Origin of the sequence: Rhodococcus sp. Leaf225, assembly GCF_001426145.1 — a bacterium.
Lineage (GTDB): Bacteria > Actinomycetota > Actinomycetes > Mycobacteriales > Mycobacteriaceae > Rhodococcoides.
Map to the genome: position 1 here is coordinate 254,322 of NZ_LMRN01000012.1, position 15,226 is coordinate 269,547.

Consider the following 15,226-nt stretch of genomic DNA (forward strand, 5'->3'; position numbering starts at 1 on the left):
CACGGGTCGTGCATCGGTTTCCTCCACCGCACGTGATGGTGCGGACGTGTCCGTCACGGGCGACCGAGCCGCTCCGTGACCTGTGATCACCCTAATGGTTCGGGGTGGTGCAGTTCTCGGTCAGGCACCCGCGCTCATGCCTCGTCGAGCAGGTCGGCCGTGACGGCCGACTCCGTGTCCGGGATGCCCGAGTCCTTCGCCTTGCGGTCGGCCATGGACAGCAGTCGGCGGATCCGGCCCGCCACCGCGTCCTTCGTCATGGGCGGATCGGCGAGCTGCCCGAGCTCCTCGAGCGACGCCTGCCGGTGCTGCACGCGCAGGTGACCCGCCGCGGCGAGATGGTCCGGGACGTCCTCGCCGAGAATCGCGAGCGCCCTCTCGACCCGCGCCGCGGCCGCGACGGCCGCCCGCGCGGAGCGTCGCAGGTTGGCGTCGTCGAAGTTCGCGAGACGGTTCGCCGTGGCCCGCACCTCGCGGCGCATCCGGCGCTCCTCCCACGTCAGTCGAGTGTCCTGGGCGCCCATCCTCGTGAGGAGGACACCGATGGCCTCGCCGTCGCGTACGACCACGCGATCGGCGCCGCGCACCTCTCGCGCCTTGGCCGCCACACCGAGCCGGCGGGCGGCGCCGACCAGCGCGAGTGCTGCCTCGGGTCCGGGGCAGCTGACCTCGAGCGCGGACGACCTACCGGGTTCGGTGAGCGAGCCGTGCGCGAGGAACGCACCGCGCCACGCCGCCTCGGAATCGGCGACGGTGCCGCCCACCACCTGGGCGGGGAGTCCGCGCACCGGCCGACCACGCATGTCGAGGAGCCCGGTCTGGCGCGCCAGGGCCTCGCCGTCCTTGGCCACCCGGACGATGTAGCGGGTCGACTTGCGCAACCCGCCCGCGCCGATGGAGTGCACGTCCGCGTTGTAGCCGAACAGATCGAACACCTCGCGCTTGAGCCGCCGGGCGATGGACAGCTGGTCCACCTCCGCCTCGACGACGACGCGACCGGCCACGATGTGCAGCCCCCCGGCGAAGCGCAGCAACGCAGCGACCTCCGCCTTGCGGCAGCTGACCGCCGTGATGGTGAGGCGGCTCAGTTCGTCCTTGACATCGGCTGTCATGGCCACGACGTCGATCCCTTCCTGCTGTCGGTGCTGCTGTCGAGGTCGGCCCGGTCGGCGCCCTCGAGAACAGCGGCGAACACGGCCGCGAGCTTGCTCGGGTCGTGTGCGTGTGGTGTCGCCCCCGCGACGTCGGCGTGGATCACGTCGGCGCCGAACACCGCGGCGGCCCGCGCGAGGTGATCACGCTCGGACCCCGGCGGCACCGACGTCGAGTCGACCACCACGTGATGCACCCGAAAACCCGGCGCGTGTTGGGACAGTACGTGGAGATGACGCTCCGCCGAGAATCCCGTGGTCTCCCCCGGCTCCGGCCCGAGATTGAGCACCAGCACCTTGCGGGCCTCGGTGGCGCGCAGCGCCGAGGCGAGCTCGGGCACGAGGACGTGCGGCAACACGCTGGAGAACCAGGACCCGGGTCCGAGGACGACCAGATCGGCGGCGCCCACAGCGGTGACGGCCTGCTCGGTGGCCGGCGGATCCGACGGGCGCAGTCGGACGCGCCGCACCTTGCCGGGAGTGGTGGCGACGGCGACCTGCCCACGGATGACGCGGCTCACGCGCGGGTCGGACTCGAGTCCCGACACGTCCGCCTCGATGTCCAGGGCGATGGGCGACATCGGCAGCACCCGGCCGTCGACACCGAGCAACCGCGCGGCCTCGTCGAGTGCGGCCACCGGGTCACCGAGCACCTCGGACAGTCCGGCGAGCAGAAGATTGCCCACCGAGTGCCCGGCGAGCGCGCCGCTGCCGCCGAAGCGGTGCTGCAGGATGTCGGCCCAGAGCCTGCCCTGCGGAGAGTCTGCGGCCAACGCTGCGAGCGCCATGCGCAGATCGCCGGGCGGAATCATGCCGAGCTCGGCACGTAATCGGCCGGACGACCCGCCGTCGTCGGCCACGGTGACCACCGCCGTCACCCGCGTGGAGAGCGACCGTACGGCGGACAGGGTCGCGTAGAGGCCGTGTCCGCCGCCGAGCGCGACGATGTGCGGAGCGTCGTCGTCGCCGCGTCCGCCGTCCGCGCTCACTCTCGACCCAGGTCGCGGTGCACGACGCGGACACTGGTGTCGGCATCGGCACGCAGCCGTTCGGCGAGCGCCTCGGTCATGGCGACGCTGCGATGCTTGCCGCCGGTGCAGCCGACGGCGACGGTCATGTACCGCTTGCCCTCGCGCCGGTAGCCGGCGAGCGTCATCGTCAGCAGGCGGTGATACAGCTCGAGGTACTCCTCCGCGTCCGGCTGCCCCAGCACGTAGTCCCGCACGCCGGCGTCCTTGCCGGTGAGCGGGCGCAGCTCGGGGATCCAGTGCGGGTTCGGGAGGAAACGCATGTCACACAGCACGTCCGCGTCGAGCGGTACCCCGTACTTGAAGCCGAAGGACTCGACGGTGACGGCCACGGTGCCCACCACGTCGTCGCCGAACGCCGCGGCGACACGATCGCGCAGACCGTGCACGGAGAGCGAGCTCGTGTCGATGACGATGTCCGCGGCCTCCTTGACGGTGGCCAACCGGGCCCGCTCGTCCGAGATGCCTTCCGTGAGCGTGCCGTCCACACCGTAGTTCTGCAGCGGGTGGCTGCGGCGCACCGATTCGAATCGCCGGATCAGCACGTCGTCGGACGCGTCCAGGAACAGCACGCGCGGGCGCACCCCGTCCGCTGACAGGTCGGCGAGCAGGGTGCCGACGTCGCCGTTGAACAATCGGCTGCGCACGTCGACCACCAGGGCGAGCCGCTCGATGCCGGGGTCCGAGGTGCGACCGATCTCGATCATGCGAGTGATCAGCTCGGGCGGCATGTTGTCGGCGACGTACCAGCCCAGGTCCTCGAGGACCTTCGCCGCCGTGCCGAGCCCGGCACCGGACAGCCCTGTGACCAGAGCGACGTCGATGTCGGAGTGCGGTCGAACGGGGTCACCCACCTGCTCTCGCTGCACGTTCACTCGTCCCGGTGTCCTGTTCCTCGATGCGCGGCCACCGACAGCGGCTCACCGGACGGTGCCGGCAGCTCGTCACGGTCGCTGCCGTCGGTGCGTTCATCATGTCGTACCGGGGCGCTGTCCGCTTCGTTGTCGGGGACCGCGGTCGGTTCCGACGCGGCCGCGGCAGCCGACGCGTCCTGGTCCTGTGGAACTCCCAGTGCCTCGAGGACGGCGCGTGCCGTCGTCTCGCCGATACCCGGCACCTTCACGATCTCGGACACCTCGGCCTGCTTGAGCTTGGCCACCGAGCCGAAGTGCGTCACCAACGCCGTGCGACGCGCCTCACCGAGCCCGCGCACCGAGTCCAGCGCGGACGCCGTCATGCGCTTGGACCGCTTGCTGCGGTGGAACGTGATGGCGAAGCGGTGCGCCTCGTCGCGAACCCGCTGGAGGAGGTACAGCGACTCGCTGGTGCGCGGCAGGATCACGGGGTCGCTCTCACCCGGCACCCACACCTCCTCGAGCCGTTTCGCGAGACCCACCACCGCGACGTCGATGACACCCAGCTCGTCGAGCACCTCGGCCGCCGCGGCCACCTGCGGTGCGCCGCCGTCGACGACGAAGAGGTTCGGCGGATAGGCGAAGCGGCGGGGCCGACCCGTCTGCGGGTCGAGGGAGGCCTCGGGAGCCAGATCGCCGCCGGAGTCCTTGCCGTGACGCAGGAACCGTCGCCGTGTGACCTCGGCGATGCTCGCGACGTCGTCCGAGTGACCGTCTCCCGCAGCCTCCTTGATGGAGTAGTGGCGGTAGTCGCTCTTGCGCGGCAACCCGTCCTCGAACACCACCAGCGACGCGACCACGTCGGTGCCCTGGACGTGCGAGATGTCGATGCACTCGATGCGCAACGGTGCACTGTCGAGGTCGAGCGCTTCCTGGATGCCCTGCAACGCTGCGGAGCGCGACGTGAAGTCGCCCGCACGCTTCATCTTGTGCTGCTGGAGCGCTTCGACGGCGTTGCGATACACCGTCTTGGCGAGCTCCTTCTTGTCGCCGCGACGAGGCACCCGCAGCTGCACCGCGGACCCGCGCAGCGAACTGAGCCACGCCTGCACCTCGTCGGCGTTCGGCGGCAGCATCGGAACGAGCACCTCGCGGGGTACGGCGTTGGCAGCGGCGTCCTCGGTGGACGACGACAGCGAGGCCTGCTCGCCGTAGAACTGGGTGAGGAACTGCTCGACGAGAGCCGGCAGATCGGACGCCGCCTCCGCGTCCACCGGAGCGTCCTGCGCCTCGGTACGGTCGTCGGCCCCGGCGGACGTCGCCTCGGCCGCGACCGCGGCGTCGATCACCTCGCCTGCCTTCTCCACGACCCACCCGCGCTGGCCGCGCACGCGACCGCCGCGGACGTGGAACACCTGGACCGCCGCTTCGAGGTCGTCGCTCGCGAAGGCGACGAGGTCCGCGTCGGTGCCGTCGCCGAGCACCACGGCCTGCTTCTCGAGCGCGCGCCGCAGAGCCCCCACATCGTCGCGCAGCCGGGCCGCCGTCTCGAAGTCCAGGTCCTCCGACGCCTTCTGCATCCGGTTCTCGAGCTCGCGGACGAGCTTGTCGGTCTTGCCGGACAGGAAGTCGCAGAAGTTCTCGACGGTCGCACGGTGTTCGGCCGCCGACACGCGTCCGACGCACGGCGCCGAGCACTTGTCGATGTACCCGAGCAGACAGGGCCGACCGATCTGGTTGTGCCGCTTGAACACTCCAGCGGAGCACGTCCGCGCCGGGAACACCCGCAACAGCAGGTCCAACGTCTCGCGAATCGCCCACGCGTGCGCGTACGGGCCGAAGTAGCGCACACCCTTGCGCCGAGGCCCGCGGTAGACGAACAACCGCGGGTACTCCTCGTTGAGCGTGACCGCGAGCATCGGGTAGCTCTTGTCGTCCCGGTACCGGACGTTGAATCGAGGATCGAACTCCTTGATCCAGTTGTACTCGAGCTGGAGCGCCTCCACCTCGGTGGTGACGACGGTCCATTCGACGCTGGCAGCCGTGGTGACCATCTGACGAGTGCGCGGATGCAGGCCGGCGATGTCGGCGAAGTAGGAATTGAGACGGCTGCGCAGGCTCTTCGCCTTGCCGACGTAGATGACGCGGCCGTGCGGATCACGAAATTTGTAGACCCCTGGCTCGACCGGAATGGTTCCGGTGGCCGGGCGGTACGTAGCGGGGTCGGACACACCTCCACGGTAGTCGTCGTGACCGACAGTCGAAATCCGCCGTTCGGGCTGCGAACCACGCGAGGACGCGGTGTCATGGATCGGTGACTTCCCGCCGATCACTGACTCGACCTCTCGCCCTCGCGGCCGTCGTCGCCCTCACCGCCGTGTCCTGCTCCTCGGGCAGCGGTGACGACGCTTCCGGCTCGGCCCCCTCGTGCGTCGCGGGCGGAGGCGGCACCCCCGTCACTGCGGACGCGGGCACGGGACCGGACGGTGCGCCGGAGGTCGCCACCGGCTACCGCACCGGAATGACCGCGGTGCGCACCGCCACGTACGCGGTGTCGACCGCCAACCCGGTGTCGACGGAGGCGGCGTGCGAGGTGCTGCGCGACGGCGGGACCGCGGCCGACGCGCTGGTCGCGGCGCAGACGGTGCTCGGACTGGTCGAGCCGCAGAGCTCCGGTATCGGCGGCGGCGCCTTCCTCCTCTACTACGACGCCGAGTCGAGGACTCTGCGTGCCTACGACGGCCGTGAGACAGCCCCCGCCTCTGCCACTGCGAATTACCTGCGCTTCGTGGACGACACGGCTGCCCCCGGTGCGCCCGCCGATCTGTCCGTGCCGAAGCCCGATGCCCGATCGAGCGGCCGCGCGATCGGCGTTCCCGGCGTCGTGCGCATGCTGGACGACGTCCACCGCGATCACGGGAGCAAGGAGTGGCGGTCACTGTTCGATCCGGCCATCGCGCTGTCCGACGACGGCTTCGAGATCAGTCCGCGGATGGCGTCGTCCATCGAGGACTCGGCGCCGAAACTCGCTTTGGACCCCGCCTCGCGTGACTACTTCCTCGAGCCGGACGGCAGCCCGAAGGCGGCGGGGACGACGCTGACGAACCCCGCGATGGCCAAGACGCTCGGCGCGCTCGCCACCGAGGGGGCCGACGCGTTCTACACCGGTGCGCTGGCGCAGTCCATCGTCGACGCGACGGCGGACACGACGGGCGGGCGCACCCCCGGCCGGCTGACACTCGACGACCTCGCCGGATACGAGGCGAAGGAGCGGGACGCGGTGTGCGTGCCGTACCGCGACACGGACGTGTGCGGCATGCCGGGCCCGTCGTCGGGCGGTATCGCGGTCGCGTCCACGATGGGCATCCTGTCCCACTTCGACATGGGGCAGTACGCACCCGCCTCCCCCGATGCCGACGGTGGAGTCCCCGACGCGGAGGGCGTCCATCTCATCGCCGAGGCGGAGCGCCTCGCGTACGCCGACCGCGACAAGTACGTCGCCGATCCCGACTACATCCCCCTGCCCGGTGGCAGCCCCGCCGAGTTGCTCGATCCGGACTACCTCGAGCAGCGCGCCCGCATGATCGATCCCGCCCGCAGCATGGGCACGGCTCAGCCGGGCGACTTCGGTCCGATACCCCTGAGCAGCTACGCCGGACCGGAGGCAGGGACCAGTCACCTCAGCATCGTGGACAGCGCGGGGAACGTCGCGTCGATGACCACCACGGTGGAGTCGGCGTTCGGCTCCTTCCACATGACGAACGGCTTCCTCCTCAACAACCAGCTGACCGACTTCTCGGCCGCACCCGAGGGGCCCGACGGGGTACCCGTGGCCAACCGCGTGGAGCCCGGCAAGCGTCCCCGCAGTTCCATGGCGCCGACGATCGTGTTCGACCGCGGGGACGACGGTGCGCGGGGTGACGTGCGGCTGGTGACCGGATCACCCGGCGGTTCGGTCATCATCCAGTTCGTCGTGAAGAACCTCGTCGGCATGCTCGACTGGGGTCTCGATCCGCAGCAGGCCGTGTCCGCCGTCAACGTGGGTGCGGCCAACGCGCCGACGACGAACGTGGGCGGCGAGCATCCGAACATCGACGCGCAGAACGACGGTGCCGCGGATCCGCTGGTGTCGGCTCTGCGGGCGATGGGCCACCAGGTGTCGGTGGCCGATCAGTCCAGCGGCTCGAGCGCCCTGGTCCGGACGGCCGACGGCTGGATCGGCGGTGCCGATCCCCGGCGCGAGGGTGTCGTCATGGGAGACGAGATCGAGTGACCTCGGTCAGCTCGCTGCGGCGTACTTCTGCTCGAGAGAGCGGAACGTACGCGCGGCGTGCACCGCGTACTCGCGATCGTTGGACTGGATCGCCATGACCGGCACGTACTCGTCGTCCGGCAGTTCCACGCGAGCCCAGCTCGATCCGGGCGAGAAGGACAAGCCGCGCACGAGGTCCCAGGGAATCAGTTTCTCGGTGACGAGGTTGCGCACCAGCACGCCCTGCGCACCGACCTTGATCCGCGGACGGGTCAGCAACAGCACGCCCGCCGCCATGCCACACCCGATGGCGATCATGGCGAACTGGTCCACGCGCTGGAAGAACACGCCGGTGTTGCCGGTCCGCAGCAGAATCCCCAAGGTGGTGTGCACGATGACGAGGAGAGCGGCGACACCGACGGCGTACTTCGCGCTCTTGCGCGGCCGCGCCTCGAGTTCCCACTGCTGAGTCGGTGCGTCGGTCACGACGGACTCCCGTGACGCAGGCCCTTCAGCGTCAGCGCCGTGTCGACGGCCGCCGCGACGGCCTGCGCACCCTTGTCCTCCTTGGACCCGGGAAGACCTGCGCGATCGAGAGCCTGCTGCTCGTCGTTCACGGTGAGTACTCCGTTGGTGACCGGGGTGGACTCGTCCAGCGACACTCGGGTGAGCCCGGCGGTCACGGCGTCGCACACGTACTCGAAGTGCGGCGTCCCGCCCCGGATCACGACGCCCAGAGCGACCACCGCGTCGTGGGTGCGGGCGAGCTGCTGTGCGACCACGGGGATCTCGATGGCTCCGGCGACACGCACGAGAGTCACGTTCCGCAGTCCCACCTCGTCGGCCTTGCGGAGTGCGCCGTCCACGAGTGCCGTGCTGACCTTCTCGTGCCACTGGCCCGCGACGATCGCGACCTCGAGGTCCTCGGCGCCCGAGAGCTGCAGGACCGGTTCGCCCTCGCCGCTCATCAGAGGCCGCCCGCATCGGGGGTGACCACCGGCGTCTCGAAATCGTCCAGTCCGACGAGGTCGTGGCCCATCCGGTCACGCTTGGTACGCAGGTAGGTGAGGTTCTCGGCGTTGGCACGCAGCGGCATCGGCACCCGCTCGGTGATGTGCAGGCCGTAGCCGTCGAGGCCGACCCGCTTCGCCGGGTTGTTGGTCAGCAGACGCATCGACGAGATGCCCAGGTCGACGAGGATCTGCGCTCCGATGCCGTAGTCCCGCGCGTCGGCGGGCAGGCCGAGCGCGAGGTTGGCGTCGACGGTGTCGGTGCCGGCGTCCTGCAGCTGGTAAGCCTGCAACTTGTGCAGTAGGCCGATGCCACGGCCCTCGTGACCGCGCATGTAGAGCACGACTCCGCGACCCTCCTGCGCCACCATGTCGAGCGCCGCGTCCAGCTGCGGACCGCAGTCGCAGCGCAGCGAGCCGAACACGTCCCCGGTCAGACACTCGGAGTGGACGCGGACCAGTACGTCGCTGCCGTCGCCGTCGGGCCCGGCGATGTCGCCGCGCACCAGCGCCACGTGTTCGACGTCCTCGTAGACGCTCTGGTAGCCCACCGCACGGAACTCGCCGTGCGCCGTCGGGATGCGCGCCTCGGCGATGCGCACCACGTGCTTCTCGTGCTTGCGTCGCCACGCGATCAGGTCGGCGATGGAGATGAGCGCGAGGTCGTGGTCGTCGGCGAAGACACGGAGCTCGTCCGTGCGGGCCATCTCGCCCTCGTCCTTCTGCGACACGATCTCGCAGATGACGCCGGCCGGGCGCAGATCCGCCATCCGGGCGAGGTCGACCGCGGCCTCGGTGTGGCCGGGGCGGCGCAGCACGCCGCCTTCCTTCGCCCGCAACGGGACGACGTGACCGGGACGGGTGAAGTCGTTCGCACCGGTGTCGGGGTCCGCGAGCAGACGCATGGTTGCCGCGCGGTCCGATGCCGAGATGCCCGTACCGATACCGACGCGAGCGTCGACGGTCACGGTGTACGCGGTGCCGTGCTTGTCCTGGTTCGTGGAGTACATGGGAGGCAGTCCGAGGCGATCGCAGTCCTCGCCCGACAGCGGAACGCAGAGGTATCCCGAGGTGTACCGCACCATGAAGGCCACCAGCTCGGGTGTGGCCTTCTCTGCGGCGAAGATGAGATCGCCCTCGTTCTCGCGGTCCTCGTCGTCGACGACGACGACGGCCTTGCCGGCGGCGATGTCGGCGACAGCGCGCTCGATGGTGTCGAACCTGGTCACGCCGTGCGCTCCCCACGTCTGCTGCCCGCAGTGTCGGGCAGATCCTGTGTTCTCAAGACTACGACCCCCGCTGCGGGGGCCGATGTTCAGTCGACCTTCTGCAACCGCTCGACGTACTTGGCGATCACGTCGACCTCGAGGTTGACCTGCGTTCCCGCCTCCGCCTCGCCCAGTGTGGTGAGCGACAGGGTGGTAGGAATCAGAGAGATCTCGAAGTACTGATCGTCCTTCTCGCCGCCCAGTGCGGACACCGTCAGCGACACCCCGTCGACCGTGATGGACCCCTTGTGCACGACGTATCGCGCGATGTCACGGGGCAGCGAGATGCGTACCACGGTCCAGTTGTCCGACGGGGTGCGCGAGAGCACCACCCCGGTCCCGTCGACGTGGCCCTGGACGAGATGCCCACCGAGCCGCGACGCGAGCGAGGCGGCACGCTCGAGGTTGACCGGTGACCCCACGGCCAGGGACTGCAGTGACGAACGGTTCAGTGTCTCCTGCATCACGTCGGCCGTGAACGCGCCGTCCGCGACCTCGACGACGGTGAGGCACACACCGTTCACGGCGATCGAGTCCCCGTGCGACGCATCGGAAGTGACCAGCGGGCCACGCACGGTGAAGCGAGCCGCGTCCGCCAGATCCTCCTTGGCGGTGACACTGCCCAGTTCCTCGACGATTCCGGTGAACATGCTCGTCATCCTCTCGGCACCAGCTGGTGCAGTGATCTCTGTTCGGCTCAGTGGTCGGACGACCGTAGCGGAGCGAGTCGGACGAGCAGATCGTCGCCCAGCGTCTCCACCGACTCTCGTCGAAACCTCATCGCATCGGCAATTGTTCCGACACCCGTCCCCCGCACGGCGGTCGGACCCTCGCCAAGCGCGACAGGGGCGAGGTACGCCGTGACGCGGTCGACCAGGCCCGCCGACAGGAACGCTCCGGTGAGGGTCGATCCGCCCTCCAGCACCACGTCGGTCAGATCAGCGAGGGCCTCCATCACCGCGAACGGGTCGCGGGTGCGCACGACGCGGGTGGGGGCGGAGTCGTCGAGGATCCGAGACCCGGCAGGGATGTCGCGCAGCCCGACGACCACGCGCACCGGCTGGTGCGCAGCGAGCGACCCGTCGGGCAGTCGCGCCGTCAGCACCGGATCGTCGGCGAGCACGGTCCCGGTACCGACCACCACCGCATCGATCCGCGCGCGCTCGGCGTGGACGTGTGCGCGAGCGGTCTCCCCCGTGATCCAGCGGCTGGTGCCGTCCGGCGCCGCGGTGCGGCCGTCGAGCGTGGCGGCGTACTTCCACGTGAGCATCGGGCGCCCGGTGCGCTGCCGATGCAGCCAGGCACGCATCGGCCCGGCCTCGGCGAGATCGGCGAGAACGCCGGACCGTACCTCGACGCCGGCACCGCGCAGAGTCTCCGCGCCGCCTGCCGCCAGCGGGTTCGGATCGCCGAGCGCGTGCACGACGCGGACGACACCCGCGCGCAGCAGCGCCTGCGAGCACGGACCCGTGCGTCCCGTGTGGTCGCACGGCTCCAGCGTCACCACGGCGGTGCCGCCGCGCGCTCGCTCGCCCGCCTGCGCTAGCGCGGCGATCTCCGCGTGGGGGCCGCCCGGTGCCGCGGTGGCGCCGACTCCGACCACCAGCCCGTCCCGGTCCAGGACGACGGCGCCGACGGGAGGATTGGGAGTGCTGACACCGCGCGCCGCGACCGATGCCTCGATCGCCCGCCGCATCGCGGCATCGATCGGGTCGAGGCTCCCGGTCACCGGCCGGACAGGTGGGGCGACGCGCTCGCGGCGGACTCACGCAGCGAACGCACGGCACCCGCGGGGTCACTGGTCGAGTACACCGCCGAGCCCGCGACGAAGCAGTCGATGCCCGCGGCAGCGGCCTGCTCCACGGTGTCGGCGTTGATGCCGCCGTCGATCTCGATCACCAGCGTCAGTTCACCCGAATCGACCAGCCGGCGGACGGCGCGAGCCTTGTCCAGCACCTCCGGCATGAAGCTCTGGCCGCCGAATCCCGGTTCGACGCTCATGATCAACAGCGTGTCGAAGTCCTTCAGGACCTCCAGGTACGGCTCGATCGGGGTACCGGGCTTGACCGACAGCCCGGCCTTAGCGCCCGCCGCCCGGATGTCGCGGGCGACGGCGCGCGGATCGTCGGTGGCCTCGGCGTGGAACGTCACGTTGTACGCGCCGGCCTCGGCGTAGGGCGGCGCCCACCGGGCCGGGTCCTCGATCATGAGGTGGCAGTCGAGCGGGATGTCGGTCGCCTTCAGCAGGCTCTCCACCACGGGCAGACCCAGGGTGAGATTCGGGACGAAGTGCGCGTCCATCACGTCGACGTGCAGCCAGTCGCTGCCCGCGACGGCCGCGGCCTCGTCGGCGAGCCGCGCGAAATCGGCGGACAGGATGGACGGTGCGATCATCGGGTGCTGCGGAGTCGGGGCCACGGGCGATCAGCCTAGTAGGTCCGGATCCACCTGCATCAGAGCGTCGTCTATGTGGCCGGCGAGGAGGTACTGACCCTCGTCGGTCGGGTGATCACCGTCGTCCTGGATGATCAGCGGGTCGGCCAGCCACTCCTGCGGCAGCGCGTCGACGTAGTCCAGCCCGGCCGACACCGCGGCGGCGGAGACCGCGGCGTCCACGTCCCACATCTCCTCGCTCACCGGCTCCCCGCTCCAGATCGGTCCGATGACGACGATGCGGGCCTCGGGTGAGCGCTCGCGCAGCGACGCGTACAGGTCGGTGGCGTCGGCGAGCACGTCCGCCGGATCAGCGTCGACGTCGTTCTCGCTGCCGACCACGAGGATGACCGTCGGGTTCTCCTCGGTGGCATAGGCGACCTGGTCCGCGAAGGTGCCGAGATAGTCGTCGCCCGCCTCGTAGCCGGCGCCGCCCAGGCTCGCGTTGGTCACCTCGAATCCGTGTTCCTCCGCCAGGACGTCCGGCCAGACCACGTCGTTCATGGAGCCGGCGGAGAACGAGTCGCCGATCACCGACACACGGACCGCGCTCCACTCCGACTCTGCCGCGACCACCCGCTCCGCGTCGGCGGTCCGCGCCGAGGCCGTCCCTGCCGTCACCGACGGGGACAGCGAGCAGCCACCCAGCACCGCGACCGAGGCGAGGGCGGCCACCGCTGCCCCGGCCGTGCGGTGTCGAAGGAGTCGCGGAGTCACGTTCCTGTTGTACCCGCGAGTCGTTGCCGACCGGTAACGAGCGCGGTCAGGAGGCATCCTTGCGCAGCGCGGCGAAGAACATCGCGTCCGTTCCGTGCCGGTGCGGCCACAGCTGCACCGACGTTCCCGAGGCCGCCCGCGGCACGCCGGGCGCGAGCGTCGCGGTGTCGAGCGCGGTCAGACCGTGACGTCGGACCGCATCGGCCACGACGCCGACCGTCTCGGACAGATGCGGCGAACACGTCGAGTAGACGACGACTCCGCCCGGCCGCACCAGCTCCACTGCTGCCGCGAGCAACTCGCGTTGCAACGTCACCAGACCCGCCACGTCGCTCGCCTGACGACGCCACCGCGCCTCGGGTCGACGACGGAGTGCACCCAGACCGGTGCAGGGTGCGTCGACGAGGACGCGGTCGTATCCCGCGTCCAGTCCGCTCGCGCGACCGTCCACCGCGTGCACGGTGACCGGGAGATCCCGCACCGTCTTGCGCACCAGCTCGGCTCGATGCTCGGACGGTTCCACGGCATCGACCGTCGCACCGTCGATCGCCGCGATGGCGCCGAGCAGCGCAGCCTTGCCGCCGGGGCCAGCGCACAGATCCAGCCACCGACCTCCGTCCGGCCCGTCGAGCTCCGCGAGCGTCAGAGCCCGAGCGACCAGCTGACTGCCCTCGTCCTGGACGCCGGCCAGCCCCTCACGCACGGCGTCGAGACGACCCGGATCGCCGCCACTGTCCAGATGCACCGCATAGGGCGACCACGGTCCGGGCTCACCGCCGGTGATCGACGCGAGCTCGTCCGCCGAGATCTCGCCGGGCCGCGCCACCAGGTGCACCAGCGGGCGGGCGTCGTCGGCGGCGAGCGCCTCGTCCAGCTCCGCAGCATCCGCTCCCAACGCGTCGTTGAACGCCTGTGCGATCCAGGCGGGATGTGCGTGCCGGAACGCCGAGTGACCCACCGGATCTCGCTCCGCGTCGGGAGCCAGCAACTCGATCCACTCTGCTTCCGTGCGCTCGGAGACCCGGCGCAACACGGCGTTGACGAACCCTGCCTGCCCCTGCCCGGCCTCGCTGCGCACCAGGTCGACCGACGTCGCCACCGCCGCGTGCGGAGCCACCCGCGTGCGCAGCAACTGGTACGCACCGAGCCGGATGACGTCCAGCAGTCGACCGTCGATGTCCGACACCGGACGCGAGGCCGCGTGCTCGACGACCGCGTCCAGCACCCCCTGCGCGCGGGCCGCGCCGTAGGCCAACTCCGTCGCGAGGGCGGCATCACGCTCGTTCAACCGGCGATCCCGGAGCAGACCCGGAAGCACCAGGTTCGCGTACGCGTCACGTTCCCGCACCGCGCGCAGGACGTCCCGTGCCGCGATCCGTGCGGGGTCCAACCCCGCCTCGGCGGGATCGGGGCGACCCGGCTGCTTCGGACGCGAATTCCCGGACCGACCACCGGCCTTGCTCGAACCCCCGGCCACCGCCGGCCGGCCTCCGGCCTTCCCGCCATCCGGCCGGCCGCCGGCCTTCCCGCCGGCCTTCCCGCCACGCTTACGAGGACCGCCGGACCCCGGTGTCTGCTCACCGCTCATCGTGCAGTCGCTCCGTTCACATCGCGGGCGCCGCGCGCCCAGTCGGTCGCTGCCATCTGCTTCTTGCCGTGCGGCTGCACGAGCCCGAGCGACACGGCCGTCGTCGCGGTACCCACCAGGACCGCCTTCTTCCGTACCTCGACGAGCCCGGGTTCGAGCTCCTCGTCGGTGATCGTCACCGGACCGATCTTGACGCGGACGTCGCCGATCTCCGTCCACGCTCCGGGTGCCGGTGTCACACTGCGGACGTGCCGGTCGATCAGGTGCGCCGGGCGACCGAAGTCGATGCGGGCCGATTCCACGGTCACCTTGGGCGCGTGTGACACGCCGTCGCTCGATTGCGGAACCGCCTGCAGTGCACCGTCGTCGATCCCGTCGAGGGTGGACGCGAGCAACTGGCTCCCGCTGTCAGCGAGCCGGGTCAACAGATCTCCGGCGGTGTCCGTGGGGCGCACCCTCTCGGTCACGACGCCGTACACCGGACCGGTGTCCAGCCCCTGCTCGAGGAGGAACGTCGACGCGCCGGTGACCTCGTCACCCGCGGCGATCGCGGCCTGCACCGGCGCTGCCCCGCGCCAGGCCGGCAGCAGGGAGAAGTGCAGATTGATCCAGCCGTGTCGCGGAATGTCGAGCACGGGCTGCGGCAGCAGCGCGCCGTAGGCGACGACGGGACAGCAGTCCGGTTCCAGATCGCGGAGCGCGGCCATCGCCTCGGGGTCGGACGGCTTCGCGGGCTGCAGCACCGGGATGCCGTGCTCGTCGGCCAGCATCGCAACGGGCGATCGCACGACCTTGCGCCCTCGACCGGCCACCGTGTCGGGTCTGGTGAGCACACCGACCACCTCGTGACGGGAGGAGTCGAGCAGTCGCCGCAGCGACGGGAGAGCGGGGTCGGGAGTACCGGCAAAGACGAGGCGCACGCCGT

At 70.7% G+C, this 15,226-nt stretch carries 14 protein-coding genes; 1 reads left to right on the plus strand and 13 read right to left on the minus strand.

The features are described 5' to 3' along the window. Positions 1 to 134: 134 nt before the first annotated feature. From whiA to uvrC, 4 genes are read right to left on the minus strand one after another with little or no spacing between them, the layout of a single operon-like run. Entirely contained in the window at positions 135 to 1,112 is a 978-nt protein-coding gene (gene whiA, locus ASG69_RS10875; protein WP_197027771.1) for a DNA-binding protein WhiA, read from the minus strand. After that, positions 1,109 to 2,140, minus strand: coding sequence for a gluconeogenesis factor YvcK family protein (locus ASG69_RS10880; protein WP_051613223.1), 1,032 nt, complete (start codon positions 2,138 to 2,140; stop codon positions 1,109 to 1,111). Before ASG69_RS10880 ends, whiA begins: the two co-directional genes overlap by 4 nt. Further along, positions 2,137 to 3,054 (minus strand): RNase adapter RapZ, encoded by a 918-nt coding sequence (gene rapZ, locus ASG69_RS10885; protein ID WP_056444697.1) that lies wholly within the window; start codon positions 3,052 to 3,054, stop codon positions 2,137 to 2,139. The genes ASG69_RS10880 and rapZ overlap by 4 nt, the downstream gene beginning before the upstream one ends. After that, entirely contained in the window at positions 3,051 to 5,264 is a 2,214-nt protein-coding gene (gene uvrC / locus ASG69_RS10890; RefSeq protein ID WP_056444699.1) for an excinuclease ABC subunit UvrC, read from the minus strand. The genes rapZ and uvrC overlap by 4 nt, the downstream gene beginning before the upstream one ends. Positions 5,265 to 5,347: 83 nt before the next feature. Between uvrC and ASG69_RS10895 the strand changes: the two genes are divergently transcribed. Beyond that, positions 5,348 to 7,306: a gamma-glutamyltransferase family protein gene (locus ASG69_RS10895; RefSeq protein WP_056444702.1), complete on the plus strand. Its 1,959-nt coding sequence runs from the start codon at positions 5,348 to 5,350 to the stop codon at positions 7,304 to 7,306. A gap of 6 nt (positions 7,307 to 7,312) precedes the next feature. Here ASG69_RS10895 and ASG69_RS10900 read toward each other — a convergent pair whose 3' ends face one another. The 9 genes from ASG69_RS10900 to fmt all read right to left on the minus strand — a co-directional run bounded on the left by ASG69_RS10900 (position 7,313) and on the right by fmt (position 15,221). Beyond that, positions 7,313 to 7,771: a PH domain-containing protein gene (locus tag ASG69_RS10900; RefSeq protein WP_056444705.1), complete on the minus strand. Its 459-nt coding sequence runs from the start codon at positions 7,769 to 7,771 to the stop codon at positions 7,313 to 7,315. Then, positions 7,768 to 8,253, minus strand: a complete 486-nt coding sequence (gene ribH, locus ASG69_RS10905) for a 6,7-dimethyl-8-ribityllumazine synthase (RefSeq protein ID WP_027505272.1) — start codon at positions 8,251 to 8,253, stop codon at positions 7,768 to 7,770. The genes ASG69_RS10900 and ribH overlap by 4 nt, the downstream gene beginning before the upstream one ends. Next, positions 8,253 to 9,524: a bifunctional 3,4-dihydroxy-2-butanone-4-phosphate synthase/GTP cyclohydrolase II gene (locus tag ASG69_RS10910; protein WP_051613220.1), complete on the minus strand. Its 1,272-nt coding sequence runs from the start codon at positions 9,522 to 9,524 to the stop codon at positions 8,253 to 8,255. The genes ribH and ASG69_RS10910 overlap by 1 nt, the downstream gene beginning before the upstream one ends. Positions 9,525 to 9,610: 86 nt before the next feature. Continuing rightward, on the minus strand, positions 9,611 to 10,213 hold the full coding sequence (locus ASG69_RS10915; protein ID WP_027505271.1) for a riboflavin synthase: 603 nt from the start codon (positions 10,211 to 10,213) through the stop codon (positions 9,611 to 9,613). 47 nt (positions 10,214 to 10,260) lie between these two features. Continuing rightward, positions 10,261 to 11,259 carry a bifunctional diaminohydroxyphosphoribosylaminopyrimidine deaminase/5-amino-6-(5-phosphoribosylamino)uracil reductase RibD gene (ribD, locus tag ASG69_RS10920; RefSeq protein WP_056445205.1) on the minus strand — a complete coding sequence of 333 codons (999 nt, stop codon included), beginning with the start codon at positions 11,257 to 11,259 and terminating at the stop codon, positions 10,261 to 10,263. A gap of 29 nt (positions 11,260 to 11,288) precedes the next feature. Continuing rightward, on the minus strand, positions 11,289 to 11,957 hold the full coding sequence (rpe, locus tag ASG69_RS10925; RefSeq protein ID WP_056444707.1) for a ribulose-phosphate 3-epimerase: 669 nt from the start codon (positions 11,955 to 11,957) through the stop codon (positions 11,289 to 11,291). Positions 11,958 to 11,987: 30 nt separating this feature from the next. Continuing rightward, positions 11,988 to 12,713 carry an SGNH/GDSL hydrolase family protein gene (locus tag ASG69_RS10930; RefSeq protein ID WP_162246764.1) on the minus strand — a complete coding sequence of 242 codons (726 nt, stop codon included), beginning with the start codon at positions 12,711 to 12,713 and terminating at the stop codon, positions 11,988 to 11,990. Between the two features lie 46 nt (positions 12,714 to 12,759). Continuing rightward, entirely contained in the window at positions 12,760 to 14,301 is a 1,542-nt protein-coding gene (locus ASG69_RS10935) for an RsmB/NOP family class I SAM-dependent RNA methyltransferase (protein ID WP_082544472.1), read from the minus strand. Next, positions 14,298 to 15,221 (minus strand): methionyl-tRNA formyltransferase, encoded by a 924-nt coding sequence (gene fmt / locus ASG69_RS10940; protein WP_056445208.1) that lies wholly within the window; start codon positions 15,219 to 15,221, stop codon positions 14,298 to 14,300. The genes ASG69_RS10935 and fmt overlap by 4 nt, the downstream gene beginning before the upstream one ends. Between the last annotated feature and the right edge of the window lie 5 nt (positions 15,222 to 15,226).